17 protein-coding genes and 1 tRNA gene are annotated in these 15,256 nt (G+C 68.8%); 8 read left to right on the forward strand and 10 right to left on the reverse strand.

What is annotated here, in order from left to right; all coding sequences use genetic code 11:
• The first annotated feature begins 154 nt into the window (after nucleotides 1-154).
• Entirely contained in the window at nucleotides 155-634 is a 480-nt protein-coding gene (locus ICN82_RS19240) for a hypothetical protein (RefSeq protein ID WP_193186316.1), read from the forward strand.
• 180 nt (nucleotides 635-814) lie between these two features.
• Here the strand turns inward: ICN82_RS19240 and ICN82_RS19245 are convergent.
• The 3 genes from ICN82_RS19245 to ICN82_RS19255 all read right to left on the reverse strand — a co-directional run bounded on the left by ICN82_RS19245 (nucleotide 815) and on the right by ICN82_RS19255 (nucleotide 2,564).
• Nucleotides 815-890: transfer RNA gene (locus ICN82_RS19245), tRNA-Thr, on the reverse strand.
• Nucleotides 891-1,009: 119 nt separating this feature from the next.
• Entirely contained in the window at nucleotides 1,010-1,585 is a 576-nt protein-coding gene (locus ICN82_RS19250; RefSeq protein WP_193186319.1) for a transglycosylase SLT domain-containing protein, read from the reverse strand.
• Nucleotides 1,586-1,682: 97 nt separating this feature from the next.
• Nucleotides 1,683-2,564 carry an AEC family transporter gene (locus ICN82_RS19255; RefSeq protein WP_193186322.1) on the reverse strand — a complete coding sequence of 294 codons (882 nt, stop codon included), beginning with the start codon at nucleotides 2,562-2,564 and terminating at the stop codon, nucleotides 1,683-1,685.
• A 90-nt stretch (nucleotides 2,565-2,654) separates the two neighbouring features.
• Between ICN82_RS19255 and hspQ the strand changes: the two genes are divergently transcribed.
• Nucleotides 2,655-2,981, forward strand: a complete 327-nt coding sequence (hspQ, locus tag ICN82_RS19260) for a heat shock protein HspQ (protein ID WP_193186325.1) — start codon at nucleotides 2,655-2,657, stop codon at nucleotides 2,979-2,981.
• Nucleotides 2,982-2,993: 12 nt separating this feature from the next.
• Here the strand turns inward: hspQ and ICN82_RS19265 are convergent, their stop codons facing one another.
• From ICN82_RS19265 to dapB, 4 genes are all read right to left on the reverse strand, one after another.
• Nucleotides 2,994-4,577, reverse strand: a complete 1,584-nt coding sequence (locus tag ICN82_RS19265; protein ID WP_193186328.1) for a gamma-glutamyltransferase family protein — start codon at nucleotides 4,575-4,577, stop codon at nucleotides 2,994-2,996.
• Nucleotides 4,578-4,633: 56 nt separating this feature from the next.
• The gene (locus ICN82_RS19270; RefSeq protein WP_193186330.1) at nucleotides 4,634-5,065 is read right to left on the reverse strand and encodes an ATP-binding protein; all 432 of its coding nucleotides are present in this window, start codon (nucleotides 5,063-5,065) and stop codon (nucleotides 4,634-4,636) included.
• 25 nt (nucleotides 5,066-5,090) lie between these two features.
• Complete coding sequence (locus ICN82_RS19275; protein ID WP_193186333.1) at nucleotides 5,091-5,435, reverse strand: STAS domain-containing protein; 345 nt, start codon at nucleotides 5,433-5,435, stop codon at nucleotides 5,091-5,093.
• Nucleotides 5,436-5,588: 153 nt separating this feature from the next.
• Nucleotides 5,589-6,401, reverse strand: a complete 813-nt coding sequence (gene dapB, locus ICN82_RS19280; protein WP_193186335.1) for a 4-hydroxy-tetrahydrodipicolinate reductase — start codon at nucleotides 6,399-6,401, stop codon at nucleotides 5,589-5,591.
• A gap of 92 nt (nucleotides 6,402-6,493) precedes the next feature.
• Here dapB and rbfA point away from each other — a divergent pair, with 92 nt between their 5' ends.
• Both rbfA and truB read left to right on the forward strand, forming a co-directional pair.
• Nucleotides 6,494-6,922, forward strand: coding sequence for a 30S ribosome-binding factor RbfA (gene rbfA / locus ICN82_RS19285; protein WP_193186359.1), 429 nt, complete (start codon nucleotides 6,494-6,496; stop codon nucleotides 6,920-6,922).
• Between the two features lies 1 nt (nucleotide 6,923).
• Nucleotides 6,924-7,838: a tRNA pseudouridine(55) synthase TruB gene (gene truB, locus ICN82_RS19290; RefSeq protein WP_193186338.1), complete on the forward strand. Its 915-nt coding sequence runs from the start codon at nucleotides 6,924-6,926 to the stop codon at nucleotides 7,836-7,838.
• On the opposite strand, the gene ICN82_RS19295 is transcribed toward truB, so the two are convergent.
• Nucleotides 7,822-8,112, reverse strand: a complete 291-nt coding sequence (locus ICN82_RS19295) for a hypothetical protein (protein WP_193186341.1) — start codon at nucleotides 8,110-8,112, stop codon at nucleotides 7,822-7,824. The two genes, truB and ICN82_RS19295, sit on opposite strands and share 17 nt — an antisense overlap.
• 91 nt (nucleotides 8,113-8,203) lie before the next feature.
• Here ICN82_RS19295 and ICN82_RS19300 point away from each other — a divergent pair, with 91 nt between their 5' ends.
• Nucleotides 8,204-8,716 (forward strand): DUF1643 domain-containing protein, encoded by a 513-nt coding sequence (locus ICN82_RS19300; RefSeq protein WP_193186344.1) that lies wholly within the window; start codon nucleotides 8,204-8,206, stop codon nucleotides 8,714-8,716.
• 212 nt (nucleotides 8,717-8,928) lie between these two features.
• The gene (locus tag ICN82_RS19305; protein ID WP_193186347.1) at nucleotides 8,929-9,840 is read left to right on the forward strand and encodes a hydrogen peroxide-inducible genes activator; all 912 of its coding nucleotides are present in this window, start codon (nucleotides 8,929-8,931) and stop codon (nucleotides 9,838-9,840) included.
• Here the strand turns inward: ICN82_RS19305 and ICN82_RS19310 are convergent.
• Nucleotides 9,810-10,481 (reverse strand): TetR/AcrR family transcriptional regulator, encoded by a 672-nt coding sequence (locus ICN82_RS19310; protein ID WP_193186350.1) that lies wholly within the window; start codon nucleotides 10,479-10,481, stop codon nucleotides 9,810-9,812. The two genes, ICN82_RS19305 and ICN82_RS19310, sit on opposite strands and share 31 nt — an antisense overlap.
• A 127-nt stretch (nucleotides 10,482-10,608) precedes the next feature.
• On the opposite strand from ICN82_RS19310, the gene ICN82_RS21405 reads away from it, so the two are divergent.
• A complete protein-coding gene (locus tag ICN82_RS21405; RefSeq protein WP_226898614.1) occupies nucleotides 10,609-11,748 on the forward strand; it encodes an HlyD family secretion protein in 1,140 nt (379 codons plus the stop codon).
• A 4-nt stretch (nucleotides 11,749-11,752) separates the two neighbouring features.
• Nucleotides 11,753-13,315, forward strand: a complete 1,563-nt coding sequence (locus tag ICN82_RS19315) for a DHA2 family efflux MFS transporter permease subunit (protein ID WP_330999035.1) — start codon at nucleotides 11,753-11,755, stop codon at nucleotides 13,313-13,315.
• Nucleotides 13,316-13,327: 12 nt separating this feature from the next.
• On the opposite strand, the gene ICN82_RS19320 is transcribed toward ICN82_RS19315, so the two are convergent.
• Nucleotides 13,328-15,013 carry a calcium-binding protein gene (locus ICN82_RS19320; protein WP_193186356.1) on the reverse strand — a complete coding sequence of 562 codons (1,686 nt, stop codon included), beginning with the start codon at nucleotides 15,011-15,013 and terminating at the stop codon, nucleotides 13,328-13,330.
• Nucleotides 15,014-15,256 lie beyond the last annotated feature (243 nt).

Here is a 15,256-nt window from a genome sequence, read left to right on the forward strand (position 1 = left end):
GCGAGATGACGGAGCAGGCTCTGCATCCGCGTGGTCCGCCGCCCCCAGCCCACGCGCCGCACGCGCAGTCCGAAGGACCTTAGAGCTTCCGGCAATGGCAGCTTCAGCCTTGCCCCGAACCGCCCGGTCCGGCGGCACGACAAAGCTACAAGACATGACGACCCACTTCGACGCCGAGGATGGCTTCAACTCGGAGGTCTACCTCAGCACGCGCGACCTTACCCCAGAGGAGGTGGCAGCGATAAAGGTCCTGACCGGCGTGAACATGGATCCGCCGACCGACAACTCCGAAGAGGATGCCGGGGACGACGCTGACTGGAACTACCCGCTGGCGTTCTTCATCGTGAACGCCCTCATGTTCGACGCCCGACCGCCTCTCGACTTTGACGATGAGGAGACGGTGTCAGACCTCGACACATTCGCGCTGTACTTGCAGGACGCGATGCAACTGATGACCAAGCAGACCGACCCGTCGGCCTTCGCTCAAGTAATTGCAGCCATGGCCGTCAGCGCCCAGGTCGAGGATTGGCAACGCGTCGAGGATGCAGAGGGAGCGCCGACACGTTGGCAGCAGTATCTAGCTGACGCGGACCGATTCCGGGTTGAACGCCTGGTGTCGCCCAAGAACAGCTGAGCTAGGCAAGGAGGGCAGCGCTTGTCGCTGCCACTCACAAACCTTGGGCCGCTGGCCAAAGGGTGGCGGACCTAGGCGAGTTCCCTTCGCAGCTGTCCGGAAATAGTCCGGAAAAACCACTCGACCTCACCACGGCAGCCACGCACCCCATGGATATCACCTTGTATTTGCGAGAAAATTTGGTGCCCCCACACGGACTCGAACCGCGGACCCACTGATTACAAATCAGTTGCTCTACCAGCTGAGCTATAGGGGCCTGGATGGCGTGCCATCCTGCGGCCTGCGCGGCCGCGTCGTCACCGTTTACAGAAGCGCAGGGCCGAGGACAATACGCATCCGCCCATGCGCCAGGTTTCCGGCGCATGGGCGGTGCGGTCAGCGGCCGCAGGCGCCCAGTTGCTGCCGATACGCATAGGCACGGCTCTCGACGCTGGAGGCCACGCTCAGAAGCCAGGGCTTGGAATTGTAGCTGCCCCGCGCATAGCCGCCGCGGCCCTCGTGATAGGCCAGGTACTGGCGCCGGGCATCGGTCTTGGGAATGCCCAGCGTGCGCCAGCTGGCATCCATGTACCAGCCGATGAAATCCGTCGCGTCGTGGATATTGGTACGGCTGGCCCGGCTGCGGCCCGGCCCCTTGCGGTACTCGTTCCAGGTCGAATCGATGGCCTGCGCATAGCCATAGGCCGAAGAGGCCCGGCCCAGGGGGATGACGCCCAGCCCCCATTGGAAGGGCGTGCGCGCATCATCCTTGAAGCGGCTTTCCTGATGGATCGTCGCCATCTGCACATAGACGGGAACGCCCCATTTCCGTTCGGTTTTCTTCATGGCCCGGTAGATATCGGACCGCTGGCTGACGATGCTGCAGGCATTGTCCAGATTCCGCGGCGGCGCCTTGCCTCCGCAGGCCGCAAGTCCCAGACACAACCCGAGCGCGATCAGACGACTGCTCATCTCTGCCTCGTGTTTCTTTCTTGCTTTCTTTGCGCCGAGCATATCGCAGTTTTTCGGCGGCGGGAACGCAAATCCTGCGCCCTGCGCAGACGGGCGCTCAGAGCAGGAGCGCCAGCAGCAGCGGCAGCGCCACGAGCGACATCGCGGTCGACACCACCACCAGCCCCGCCACGGCCTGCGCATCGGCGCCGTATTTCTCCGCCAGCATGTAGGAGGTCACCGCGATCGGCGTGGAAAGCTGCAGGACCAGCACCGCCCGCGCCTCGGGGGCCAGCCCGGCCAGGGACCCGACGGCCCAGCCGGTGGCGATGCAGGCGACCAGTTTCAGCGCCGAGATCAGCGCCGCCAGCGCAATGCCCCCCGGGCGCAGCCGCGCCACGGCGACACCCAGCGTCAGCAGCATCAGCGGAATCGCCATCTGCCCCGTCAGCTCCAGCGTGTTTGTCATGGCCGCGGGAAGATGCCAGCCCTGCCACAGGAACAGGAGCCCCAGAAGGGTTGCCCCGACGATGGGCTCGCGCAGCAGGGGGCCCACCCCCCCGCCCCCGGCCACGATCCAGATCCCGAAGGTGAAGGACCACAGGACCATCACCGCGAAGACGACGATCGCGTAGTCGAACCCCGTCGGTCCGAAGGCGAACAGCGCAAGCGGCAGGCCCAGATTGCCGGTATTGCCGAAGACGGCCGGGCCCAGATAGGTGCGCTGGCTCAGCCCGGCCAGCGCCAGAAGCCCTGCGGCGCCCAGGGTCAGGATCCCGTATCCCGCCGCCGAGGCCAGGCCGAGCGCCCGGATCTGGGTCGGGTCGATCTCGGTGCGCATCAGCGCGACGAAGACCAGGCAGGGCATGCCCAGCGACATGGTCAGCCGGGTGACGAACTGCACGCTGTATTCCAGGCCCGAACGAACCCATATGATTCCGGCCGCCGCCAGTACGATCACCGGCGTCACGGCCTCTGCTACCTTCAGGAAGAGGTCCACCTGCTCTGGTCTCCGCGGCGAAAATGTGACAAGAGGCGGTCTCGAATCCGCCATGCGGACCGGTTCTATGTCGTAACGGGGTGCAAGGTCATGCTGAAAACTCAGGCCAAGTACGGGCTGGGCCAGGTGGTGCGCCACCGCAACCATCCGTTCCGCGGCGTCATTTTCGATGTCGATGCGATCTTTTCGAATACCGAGGAATGGTACGACGCAATCCCCGAGGACAGCCGGCCGTCGCGGGATCAGCCCTTCTACCACCTGCTCGCCGAGAACGAGCAGAGCTATTACGTCGCCTATGTATCCGAACAGAACCTGGAGCCGGATCACAGCGGCGAACCGGTGGATCACCCGGACGTGATGGAGATGTTCGGCGATTTCAGCGATGGCGCCTACGAGCTGCACGCCGCGCTGAACTGAGCGGCGCGAAGGCTAGAGCCCCAGGGCGCAGCCATCCTGGCGCGGATCCGATGCGCCCTCGAACACGCCGGTTTCCAGATCGATCCGGATGGCCTGCGCTCCGCCCAGCGGCATGTCCGAGATCGTGACCTCGTGCCCCATGAAACGCAGCTCATGCGCGACGGCGGGGGTATAGCTCTTTTCCATGACCACCTCGCCATTGTCCCAGAAGCAGCGCGGGGAATCGACGGCCTTCTGCAGCGGCATGCCATATTCGGCCAGGTTGCCGAGGATCCGGGCATGGCCGACCGGCTGGAAATCCCCGCCGCCCGCCGCCAGGAGCGTCATGCCGCGCCCGGGCTCGCGGATCATCACCGGCACATCGGCCCGCCGCGGCGCGCGCCCCCCGGCTGCTTCGTCGGGATGCCCCGGCTCCAGGTTGAACGCCGCCGCGCGGCTGTTCAGCAGGATGCCGAATTCCCGCGAGACCAGCCCCGATCCGAAACTGCGGAAATTCGACAGGACCATGGTCACGGAGATCAGATCGCGATCGACAATGCAGAGGCTGGCCGTATCGCGATGCTCCGCCCCCATGGGGGCGGGCACGCCGGGCCCGGTTTCCCTGTCATCGATCAGATCCGCCAGCATCTGCGCCAGATCCCGGGACAGCAGCCCGGCCGCCTGACCTGTCTGATCGGGCCGCGCCAAGGCGCGGTCGCGGGTGTCGAAGGCGTGCCGCGTGACCTCTATCTCCAGGTGGGTTCGCCAGGGATCCAGGGGATGGTTGCCGGAAATGTCGAAGCGATCCAGGATATTCGCCAGCAGAAGGGTCGTGGCGGCCTGGCCGTTGGGCGCGGGCTCCAGCAGGCACAGATCGCCATGTCCCGTCCGTTCGGGCCGGGACGGAATGGCCCGTGCCTCGGCGAAATCCTGGGCCACGTGGCTCCCGCCCGCCCCTGCCAGCGTCGCCACCATGTCCTCGGCGACCTCGCCCCGGTAGAACCCCGCAGCCCCCCCGGACGCGATCCGGCGCAAGACCTCCGCCAGCCCGGGCGCGGCATGCACGCGCCCGGGCTCCGGCGTGATGGCGCCGGGGAGGAAGGCCGCCCGCCCCTCGGGGGCCAGATGGTCGAGACCCAGGGACCAATCCAGGGCCACGCGCGGCGCCAATGGAACGCCCCCCTCGCCATGCCGGATCGCCGGGGCAAGCACATGGGCCAGGTCCAGCCGTCCCCAATGCTCATGCATATGGCACCAGGCCGCAACGGCGCCGGGCACCGTCACCGCATGCGCCCCGTCCCGTGGCATCCGCCGGTGCCCGGCCTCGCGCAGCGCCTGCGCCGAGAGCCCTGCCGGGGCACGCCCGGTTCCGTCCAGCGAAATCACCTCCCCGCCGGGGCCCGCAAGCGACACAAGGGCGACACAGTCGCCCCCCAGCCCGGAGAGATGCGGGGTGACCACGGCCAGCACGGCCGCCGCCGCGACGGCGGCGTCGACGGCATTGCCGCCCGCATCCAGCATGCCGATCGCCGCCTGCGTTGCCAGGGGATGGGGCGACGCGCACATGCCGTTCGTGGCCAATGCGGGCGATCGCCCGGGAAAGTGGAACTTCTTCACGTTCAGGTCTCCACCATGCGCGGCGGTGACAGGGCCGCGGTGTCAGGGGGTCGCAATCAGCCCAGGGACAGTCCCACGCGGACCACGTTCATGCCGTTGCGACGCGAATAGCTCAGGTCCTCGACCAGCTCATGGATCAGGAACCAGCCGAATCCCCCTTCGGGCAGGTCCCTGCGATCCGCAAAGACGGGCAGATCCCTGCGCGGCGGCAGGGCACCGCCCGGCATGGGGCGTCCGCGATCGACTATCGTACAGATCAACCGGCTGCGCCGCCGCTCCAGTTCCAGTTCGATCTCGCCGCGCGGCCCGGCGGAATAGGCGTGTTCCACGATGTTGTTGAGCAGTTCCGCCAGCACCAGTTCCACCGTCCCCAGGGACTCGGCCCGGACCCCCATGGCGGGAAGGTCGCGTGCCAGCCGCAGCAGCGCGTCGCGCACGGCGTCCGGCTCCGCAGGCAGGGTCAGGCGCAGGACGGGATCGCCGGTCATTGCGCGCGCTTTCAGGCAGGCGGCGTCAGGAGGCATTGGCATGAGGCCCGGCCGCCTCCGCCACCGAGGCATGGATCGGGAAGACCTTGTCCATCCGGGTCAGGCGGAACACCTTGGCCACGTTCGGGGTCAGTCCCGCCAGTTCGAGCTTCTGATCGGCATCGAGCTGCTTGAGCGCCGCCACGATCGCCCCGAGGCCGCTGCTGTCGACGAAATCGACCCGCGACAGATCCAGCAGGATGCGCCCGGCGGTTCCACCGGTCAGGTCCCGCATCCGGTCCTTGAACTGGATCGCCACCGCGGCGTCGATCCGGGATTCGCCCACTGCGATGAGCAGGCCGAAGGGATGGGTCGTGCATTCCAGGTTCATCAGGCACCTCGCATTTCCGCGCTGCGCCAACCTAGCCGCCAAAACCTTACCGCTCCCTGAGCCGGCCCCCGGGCGGGGCGGGAAAACGCCCGGGTTTCCCATGACAATTTTACAGACCGCCTGGGTCGCGGCCCTGTCCGCGGGCGGGCGGATCTAGTCCAGTCCCAGCACGTCCATCATGTCGTATTCGCCCGGGTCGCGGTCCTGGCCCCACAGCGCCGCTGCCAGCGCGCCACGGGCAAAGATCCCGCGGTCGGTCGCCAGGTGGCGCAGCACGACCCGTTCGCCCGGGGCGGCGAAGATCACGTCATGCTCGCCGACCACATCGCCTCCGCGGATCGCCGAGAAGCCGATCGCCCCCTCCTCGCGCGCGCCCCGGCGCTGCATCCGATCCATATCCTGCAGATCGGCCAGCGCGCGGCCGCGCCCGGCCGCGGCCGCCTCGCCCAGCATCAGGGCCGTGCCGGAGGGCGCGTCGACCTTGTGGCGGTGATGCGCCTCGACCACCTCGATGTCCCAGCCCGCCCCCAGCGCGGCGGCCACGCGGCGGGTCAGCCCCGTCAGCAGGTTGACGCCCAGGCTCATGTTGCCCGCCCGCACCACGACCGCGTGGCGCGCCGCCGCCGCGATCCTGTTCAGGTCCTCCGGTTCCAGACCGGTGGTGCCGATGACATGGACGGCGCGCGCCTGGGCGGCGATCTCGGCCACCTCGCGCGTCGCCTCCGGGGTGGTGAAGTCGATCACCGCCTGCGCGCCCGCCATCGCGCCGACCAGATCGTCGGTCGCGCTCACCCCGAGCGCCGGGCCGCCCATCGCCGTGCCGATATCCTGCCCGATCCAGGGATGGCCGGGCCGCAGAACCGCCCCCGCCAGCCGCGCGCGGTCGCTTTCGGCCACCGTCTGCACCAGCATCCGGCCCATCCGGCCTGCGGCGCCCGTGATCACAATTCCCGGCAGATCCGTCATCTTCCTGTCCTTCCGCTCCGCGTCCCGGCCGCCTGCGACATTCTTTCCAGAGTCCTGTTGCGGCCCCACCGCCGATGCCTTACATGCCCGCCATGGCACGCCACAAGCATCACGACACGTTTTCCGGCCCGTCGCAGCGGCAGCTGCGCGTGGGCGAACTGATCCGCCGGACCCTGTCCGAGCTGCTCAGCCGGGGCGACATCCACGACCCCGAGCTGAACCGCCTGTCGATCACCGTGGGCGAGGTGCGCGCCTCCCCCGACCTGAAGGTCGCCACGGCCTATGTGATGCCCCTCGGCGGACGCCAGGAGGAAGAGGCGCTGGCGGCGCTGAACCGCAACCGCAGCGAATTGCGCCGTGCCGTCGGCAAGGCGGTGAAGCTGAAATTCGCGCCCGAGCTGCGCTTCCGCCTGGACGAGACCTTCGACCGGATGGACGAGACCCGCCGCCTGTTCTCGCAGGATGACGTGCGCCGCGATCTCGAGGACGGCGCGGAAGACGAAACCGATCGGGACGACTGACATGGCACGCAGGCGCAAGGGGCGCGAGGTTCACGGCTGGCTGGTCGTGGACAAGCCCGCCGGGCTGACCTCCACCGCGGTGGTGAACAAGGTCCGCTGGGCCTTCGACGCGAAAAAGGCGGGCCATGCGGGTACGCTGGATCCGGCGGCGACCGGCGTCCTGGCGATCGCGCTCGGCGAGGCGACCAAGACCGTGCCCTTCATCACCGACGCGCTCAAATGCTATCGGTTCATGGTGCGGCTGGGCCAGGCGACGAATACCGACGATGCCGAGGGCGAGGTGATCGCCGAGGCGCCCCATCGTCCTGCCGATGACGCGATCGCCGCCGCGCTGGCCGGTTTCACCGGGGACATCATGCAGGTGCCGCCGAAATTCTCGGCCGTGAAGATCGATGGCGAACGCGCCTATGCGCTGGCCCGGGACGGCGACGACCCGCAGCTTTCGGCGCGGCCGCTCTTCGTCGAAAGCCTGGACCTGATCGCCCGGCCCGACGCGGATCACGTGGAGCTGGAAATGGTCTGCGGCAAGGGCGGCTATGTCCGCGCCATCGCCCGCGACCTCGGCGAGACGCTGGGCTGCCATGGCCATGTCGCCTGGCTGCGGCGGATCTGGTCCGGCCCCTTCGAGGCCGGGGAAGACGGGGTCAGCCTGGCCGAGATCGAGGAAGGCGCGAAGGATCCGGCACTGGACCGGCTGCTGCTTCCGCTGGAGGCAGGGCTGACCGACCTGCCCAAGGTCGTGGTTTCCGCCCATGGCGCGGCGCGCCTGTCCAACGGCAATCCCGGCGAGGTCCTGTCCTCGGAGGCCGAATTCGGCGAAGAGGCCTGGGCCGAACACCAGGGGCGTCCGGTCGCGGTCGGCATCTACAAGGCCGGCATGCTGCATCCCAGCCGGGTCTTCAACCTGGGGGAATGAACGGCCCCCGGGCCCCGAGGTCCAGCGGCCGCGCCCGAAGCACCACCGCACCGGCAGGGTCCGCGGGGGGCGGCTGCGCGGCCGGATCGGCGGCGGTCACGCAGCCCGGCATGACGGGATCCCGCGCCTCGGCGGGCAGCTCCGTCGCCATCGACCGCAGCGCAGGCCCCCCTGCCAGCAGCAGGACCGTGACAAAGGCGGCCATCGCGGCTGAGACGGCGGCCAGCACGGCCTGGCCGAGCCCGATAACGATGATCTGAGCGGGTTTCATCATGGGACCTCCGGGCGCCAGCGTTACCTGCCGGGGGTTGAAGGAAGATGAAGGCGGGCTTGCACCCGGCCCGGCAATCCCGCACATCCCCGCCATGATCACCCGCACCCATCAGAAGGGCGACGCCGCGTCTGTCGCCGTCTATTCCCCCTGCGAACGCTACCGCTATGCCCTGACCCGGGTCTGGGATCCGGCCGGGACGAAGGCGGCCTTCGTCATGCTGAATCCCTCCACCGCGACCGAGACCCAGAACGACCCGACGGTCGAACGCTGCGAAAGGCGGGCCCGCACGCTGGGGTTCGGCGCATTCCGCGTCGCCAACATCTTTGCCTGGCGCGATACCGATCCGCGCGCGATGCGGGCGGCACCCGAACCGGTCGGCCCCGAAAACGACGCCGCCATCGCCGAGGCCTGCCACTGGGCGGATCGCGTGATCTGTGCCTGGGGCACGCATGGCGCCTTTCTGGATCGCGGCCCGACCGTGGAGCGGCTGATCCGCGCGGCCGGCGTCATGCCCTATCACCTGGGCCTGTCGAAGGCCGGGCATCCCAGGCATCCGCTCTACCTGCCCTATACCCGTCAGCCGGAGCCCTGGCCGGAGCGGTGACCGGGACGCCGGAGCGGGGAGGCATCGCGGGCAGGAGGACCGCCCGCCGCCCTCCCCGGCATGCATTCTCCGCTAGGCACGCCGTCGCGGATCCGCGCCCCGTGGCGCCACCTCGGCCGCCCCGCCGGTTTCCGCGCGTCGCAAAGGAACCGACGGCCACGATTCAGGAAAGATTTATTTGCGGCTTGCGGCATCTTCGATAAAATCGACTGATGGCACATGTCACGCTCAAGCAGCTTTCCTATTTCGAGGCCCTCGCCCGCACCGGCCATTTCGGCCGCGCCGCCGCGCTCTGCCATGTCACGCAGCCGGCGCTGTCGATGCAGATTGCCGAGCTCGAGTCCCAGCTGGGCGTCACCCTGGTGGAGCGGCGGCCGCGGGGCGTCACGCTGACCGCGCCCGGGCAGGAAGTCGCCCGTCGCGCGGGCGATATAGGACAGGCCGTGCGGGACCTCGTGGAAGCGGCCGGGCTGCATTCCGGCGGGCTTGCGGGACCGCTGCGGCTGGGCGTGATCCCGACCGTCGCCCCCTATCTCCTTCCCGCGCTGCTGCAGGAGGTGGCGGTGCGTTTCCCTGCCTCGGAGCTCAAGCTGCGCGAGACGGTGACGCAGACGCTGTTGTCGGAACTGGCCCAGGGCACGCTGGACCTGGTGATCGCGGCGCTGCCCCTGGTGCATCCGGAGATCGAGACGCTGCCGGTCTTTTCCGAGCGGTTCATGCTGATCGCGCCCCCCGGCACGCAGCCGCAGGTCTCCGACGAGCAGGTCCTGGCCCGCCATCCCCTGCTGCTGCTGGAAGAGGGCCATTGCTTCCGCGATCACGCCCTGGCCGCCTGCGGGCTGAGCGTGGCAGACGAGGTCGACACGCTGGCCGCATCCAGCCTGTCGACCCTGGTGGAAATGGTCGCGCACGGGCTGGGCGTGACGCTGATCCCCGAGATGGCGGCCACCAGCGAGGCAAGGCATGACCGCGTCACGGTGCGCAGCTTTGCCGGCCCCCAGCGCACGCGCACCGTGGCCCTGGCCTGGCGCAGATCCAGCCCGCGCGGCGCCGAGTACCGCGAACTGGCCGGGATCCTCTCGGGGCTGGCGGCTCAGCTGTCGGCGCCGGGCGATCTGCCATAGCAGCGCAGGAACATCGTCACCGCCGCCGAGACGACCTTGTCCAGCTCCTCCGCGGCGGGGGGCTCTTCCAGATGCGCCAGCAGACGGCGCCGGAACAGACCGGCCAGGCAGAGATCGATGAACTGATAGGCCGCCAGGCAGGTATCGGGAATATCCAGCATGCCGGCCGCGACCTGCTGCTGAAGATATCCGCGCATCGCCTCCATGCCGCGGCGGGCCCCGCCGTCATAGAACCGCCGGCCCAGCTCGGGCTTGCGCTCGGTCACGCCGATCACGGTGCGATGCGCCGCGATCACCGGTTCCGAGCACAGCACCTCTGCCAGGTGGAGCCCGTAATGATGCAGCACCTCGGCCACCGGCCCGGGACGGTCCAGCTCGGCCCGCACCTCGGCGAAAAGCCGCTCCCGGGTTTCCGAGATCAGCGCCTCGAACAGATCCTCCTTCGAGGCGAAATACACGTAGATCGTGCTTTTCGACACCGAGGCCTCGCGCGTGATGTCGTTCATCGAGGCGGCATCGAAGCCCAGCCGGGCAAAGACGCTTCGCGCGCCGTCGAGGATCTGCGCCCGCTTGGCCGGGTCCGTTCCGGCCGCGGCCTTGCCCCGTCGGCGCGCCGCGGCGGGTTCGTCGGACTGTGACATGGAATTCACCTATTCGCGAGATACCGAACCGTACGGTTCGATTTGGTGTTGATCTGCCCGGGACTTTCCCCCATGTCAATGCTCGACGCCGAACCGAACGGTTCGATTTATTCGCGAAAGACAGGTCATGGCACTCGACACATCCGGCGACGACCGCGCCCGGCCCGCGGAGCCCCCCGCCTCGGACAGACCCGCCCGGCCGGCGGCACCGCCGCGCAAACGTCGGCTGCGCCGCGCGGGTTTCGGGCTCCTGCTGCTTGCTGCACTCGGGTTCGGGCTGCACGAGGGGCACCTGTGGTGGACGCAGGGGCGGTTCATGGAAACCACCGACGACGCCTATCTTCAGGCGGACATTTCCGAAATCTCGCCGGAAGTGACGGGCACGATCACCGAGGTTGCCGTCACCGACAACCAGCGCGTCGCGGCGGGGGACGTGCTGTTCCGCATCGATGACGGCGACTACCGCAACGCGCTGGAGCAGGCCCAGGCCGAGCGCGCCACCCAGACCCAGACGCTGGCGCGCATCGCGGCCCAGACCGAGGCGGCGCGCGCCGAGGTCGCCCAGGCCGAGGCCACGCTGCGCTCGGCCCGGGCGGCGCTGACCAATGCGCGCTCCACCGCCGATCGGATCCGCAATCTCAATTCCTCCAGCTTCGCCAGCAAGGCCTCGCTTGACGATGCCACCGCCGCGCTGGAAGAGGCCGAGGCGCAGGAGGCCAATGCCCGCGCCGCCATCCGCTCTGCCGAGGCCAATGTCGCCGTCCTGAAGGCGCAGCATGCCGAGGCCGAGGCCCAGACCCGGTCGCTGGACCTGGCCGTGGACCGCGCCGCGCGCGACCTCGACCGCACGGTCCTGCGCGCGCCCTATGACGGGGTCGTGGCGAATATCGCCGGCAAGATGGGCGAGCTGGTCAGCCCCGGCACGCTTCTGGCCGCCGTGGTGCCCAGCGGGGCGCTCTATGTGGAGGCGAATTTCAAGGAAACCCAGCTTCACGAGCTGCATCCCGGGGCCGCGGTGCGGCTGAGCTTCGACATGCTGCCGGATCTGGAGATCGATGGCCGGGTCGATTCTCTGGCCCCCGCGACCGGCGCGCTGTTCTCGCTCCTGCCGCCGGAAAATGCCACCGGCAACTTTACCAAGGTCGTGCAGCGCGTGCCGGTCCGCATCGCCCTGCCGCCCGCGGCGCAGTCCGATCCGCGGCTGCGCGCCGGACTGTCCACGACGGTTTCGGTCGATACCCGCACCGGCGACAGCGCCGGAAGCTGAACCCGTGGCCGCCCCCGCCCCCGCCGAGGCGCCGATCCCGACGCGCCGCATCCTCGCCTTCGTGGCGATGGTCTTCGGCATGTTCATGGCGATCCTCGACATCCAGATCGTCGCCGCCTCCCTGTCGGAAATCCAGGCGGGGCTTGGCGCCTCCGCCGACGAGATCAGCTGGGTCCAGACCTCCTACCTGATCGCCGAGGTCATCATGATCCCGCTTTCGGGCTTCCTGGGACGGGTGATGTCGACGCGGATCCTCTTCAGTGTCTCGGCGCTCGGCTTCGCGGCGACCAGTTTCCTGTGTGCCACCGCGTCCAATATCGACCAGATGATCATCTACCGCGCGGCGCAAGGATTCATCGGCGGCGGCATGATCCCCGCGGTCTTCGCGGCGGCCTTCTCGATCTTCCCGCCGTCGAAACGGGCCATCACCTCGCCGCTGATCGGGCTGATCGCGACCCTGGCGCCGACCGTAGGCCCGACGATCGGCGGCTATCTGTCGGATGCCTTCTCCTGGCACTGGCTGTTCCTGGTGAACGTGATCCCCGGCATCTGCGTGGCCTTCGCGACCTTCACGCTGGTGGATTTCGACGAACCCGACTGGGCGCTGTTCCGGCGGTTCGACTGGACCGGGCTCGTGGCGATGGCCGCCTTCCTGGGGGCGATGGAATTCGCCCTGGAGGAAGGCCCCTCCAATGACTGGATGCAGGACGAGGTCGTCGCCATGGCGGTGGCGCTGATGTGCGCGGGCGGCGTGGTGTTCTTCTGGAGGGCGCTGACGCGCGACGAACCGGTGGTCGACCTCTCGGCCTTTGCCGACCGCAATTTCGCCATGGGGTCCCTGTTCTCCTTCGTGATGGGGTCCGGGCTTTACGGCATGACCTATCTCTACCCGCGCTACCTGGGACAGGTGCGCGGATATGACAGCCTGATGATCGGCGAGGCCGTCTTCGTCTCGGGGGCGGCGATGTTCCTGACCGCGCCGGTGGCCGGGGTGCTGTCCTCCAGGCTCGATCCGCGGATCATGATGGGGGCGGGGTTCCTCGGCTTCGCGGCGAGTTCCTGGCAGCTGACCGGGCTGACCGCCGAGTGGGATTTCAACGAATTGCTGGTGCCGCAGATCCTGCGCGGCGTGTCGCTGATGCTGTGCATGGTGCCGATCAACAACCTCGCGCTCGGCACGCTGCCCCCCGCCCGGCTGAAAAGCGCCTCGGGCCTGTTCAACCTGACCCGGAACCTCGGCGGGGCGGTGGGGCTGGCCGTCATCAACACCGTGCTGAGCCATCGGCAGACCTTCCACGGGGCGCGGCTGGCCGAGCATGTCGGCTGGGCCAATCCGCAGGCGCTGCAGACGCTCTCGGCGCTGGAAGCGAACAATGCCGCGCACGGTCTCGACGCCCATCGCGCGGCGATCAGCCAGCTTCAGGGGATCGTGACCGGCCAGGCCGTGGTGATGTCCTTCATCGACGTCTTCTTGCTGTTCACCCTGCTCTTCCTGGCGCTGGCGGGCCTGGTCCTGTTCCTGCAGAAGCCCGCCCCCCAGGGCGGGGGCGCCGCCCCGGCCCACTGACGGGGGGCAGGCTCAATAGCCGAAGACGATATCCCCTTCCTCCGGGGTGGCCGCGAAGCGCAGGGTGACGGCGACGCCGCCTGCCTCGATCACCAGGCCCGTCCCGGCAACCGGCATCACCACAGCGGCCTCCGGCAGGCCGGGCAGCGCGATGCGGTCGTGTCCCGGCTCGAAATCGGTGATGGCCGCCTCGCCGTCGCGGTTCATCGGGGCGCTGAAGACAAAGACATCCGCGCCGGCGCCCCCGGTCATGCGGGCATTGTACCCGCCCCAGAGCGTGTCGTTCCCGTCCCCGCCGCCCAGCTGGTCATAGCCCTCCATATAGGCCACCCGGTCCAGCGCGGCGGCGATCAGCAGGTCGTCGCCGGCGCCGCCCGAAAGCGTGTCGAACCCGAAGCCGCTGACCACCTCCAGCGTGTCGTTGCCCGCACCGCCCTCCAGCCGGTCGTCGCCATGCCCGCCGATCAGCCGGTCATCGCCGTCGCGGCCGTGAAGCAGGTCATCGCCGCCGCCGCCATCCAACCGGTTCGCCTCCGCATCCCCGAAAAGCGTGTCGGCCCCGTAGCCGCCGGTCACATTCTCGATCGACACCACCGTGTCCGTGCCGAACAGCGCCCGTACCGCCATGCGCAAGGTGCCGGTCGCCAGGTCGAATTCCAGGCCGTCGCGGGCCAGCTGGAAACTCAGCGTGTCCGATCCCGGCCCGCCATCGAGCTGATCGTCGCCCGCATCCGCCAGCAGGAGGTCGTCGCCCGACCCGCCATAGACCCGGTCATCGCCGGGACCGCCGCGCAGCTCGTCCGGCCCCAGCCGTCCGAACAGCCGGTCATTGCCATCCCCGCCCAGCAGGGTGTCGCCCCCCTGCCCGCCGACGAGCCGGTCGTGATCCGCGCCGCCATCCAGGTAATCCGCATTCGTGCTGCCCCGCAAAGTGTCGCGCCCGGCGCCGCCCAGCAGCGTGTCGCGCCCGTTGAAGCCGAAGAGGTAGTCATTTCCGTCCTCGCCCCAGAGGCGGTCGTCGCCCAGCCCGCCCAGCAGCGTATCGCCGCCGTCTCCGCCCTGCATCCGGTCGCCGCCGACCCCGCCGCGCAGGAAATCGTCCCCCGCCCCGCCGCTCAGCAGGTCGAAGCCGAAACCGCCCTCCAGGTGGTCGTTGCCGTCCCCGCCGAGGAGCGTGTCATGGCCCGGGGCGCCGGAGATGACGTCATCCCCGCGCTCGCCCTCCAGCCGGTCATGACCCGCTCCGCCGAACAGCTGGTCGCTGCCGATGCCGCCCAGCAGCGTGTCATCCCCCGCCTCGGCGCGGATCGTGTCATCGCCGCCGAACCCCTGCAGCAGCTCGGCCGCGGCGAGGCCCGTGATCTCGTCGCCATCCTTGAACAGGTATGTTTCCAGAACCTGCAGCATGCCCGCGCCGCTGCTGTCATGCACGGGCCGGTAGCCGAAGGCGAAGACATCGACGAAGCTGCCGGTGACGGTGTAGATGTCGCGCCCGCCCTCCCGGATGGTGAAGATCGTGGCCAGTCCGACGGGCAGGACATAGCCGGTATGGTATTCATAGGTGAAGCTGCCCCCGATCAGCACCTCGCGCGTGCCATCGGCATAGCCGAACAGCGCGGGCTCCATATGGGTCAGGCTGACCGGCAGATCGGTCGCCACCGGATGCCGGAACATGGACAGATACCGGATTTGCGCCATTCGCACCTCCCTGGGCTAAGCCCCCAAGGATTGAAACGAATTGTCTTAAGATACCGCTGATACCGGCTGCCGCGCGGCGCCGGACCGGCGGAAAACTGATTAGAATGCCGCACGACCACCCGCCGGAACGCGAAAGGCCCCGGCATTGCCGGGGCCCCGCGATGTCCTGCTTCCGCCCGCCGGGCGGACGGGATCACTCGATGATCTTGGAGACGACGCCTGCGCCGACGGTGCGGCCGCCTT

It is taken from the genome of Mangrovicoccus algicola, assembly GCF_014903745.1.
GTDB classification, from domain to species: domain Bacteria; phylum Pseudomonadota; class Alphaproteobacteria; order Rhodobacterales; family Rhodobacteraceae; genus Mangrovicoccus; species Mangrovicoccus algicola.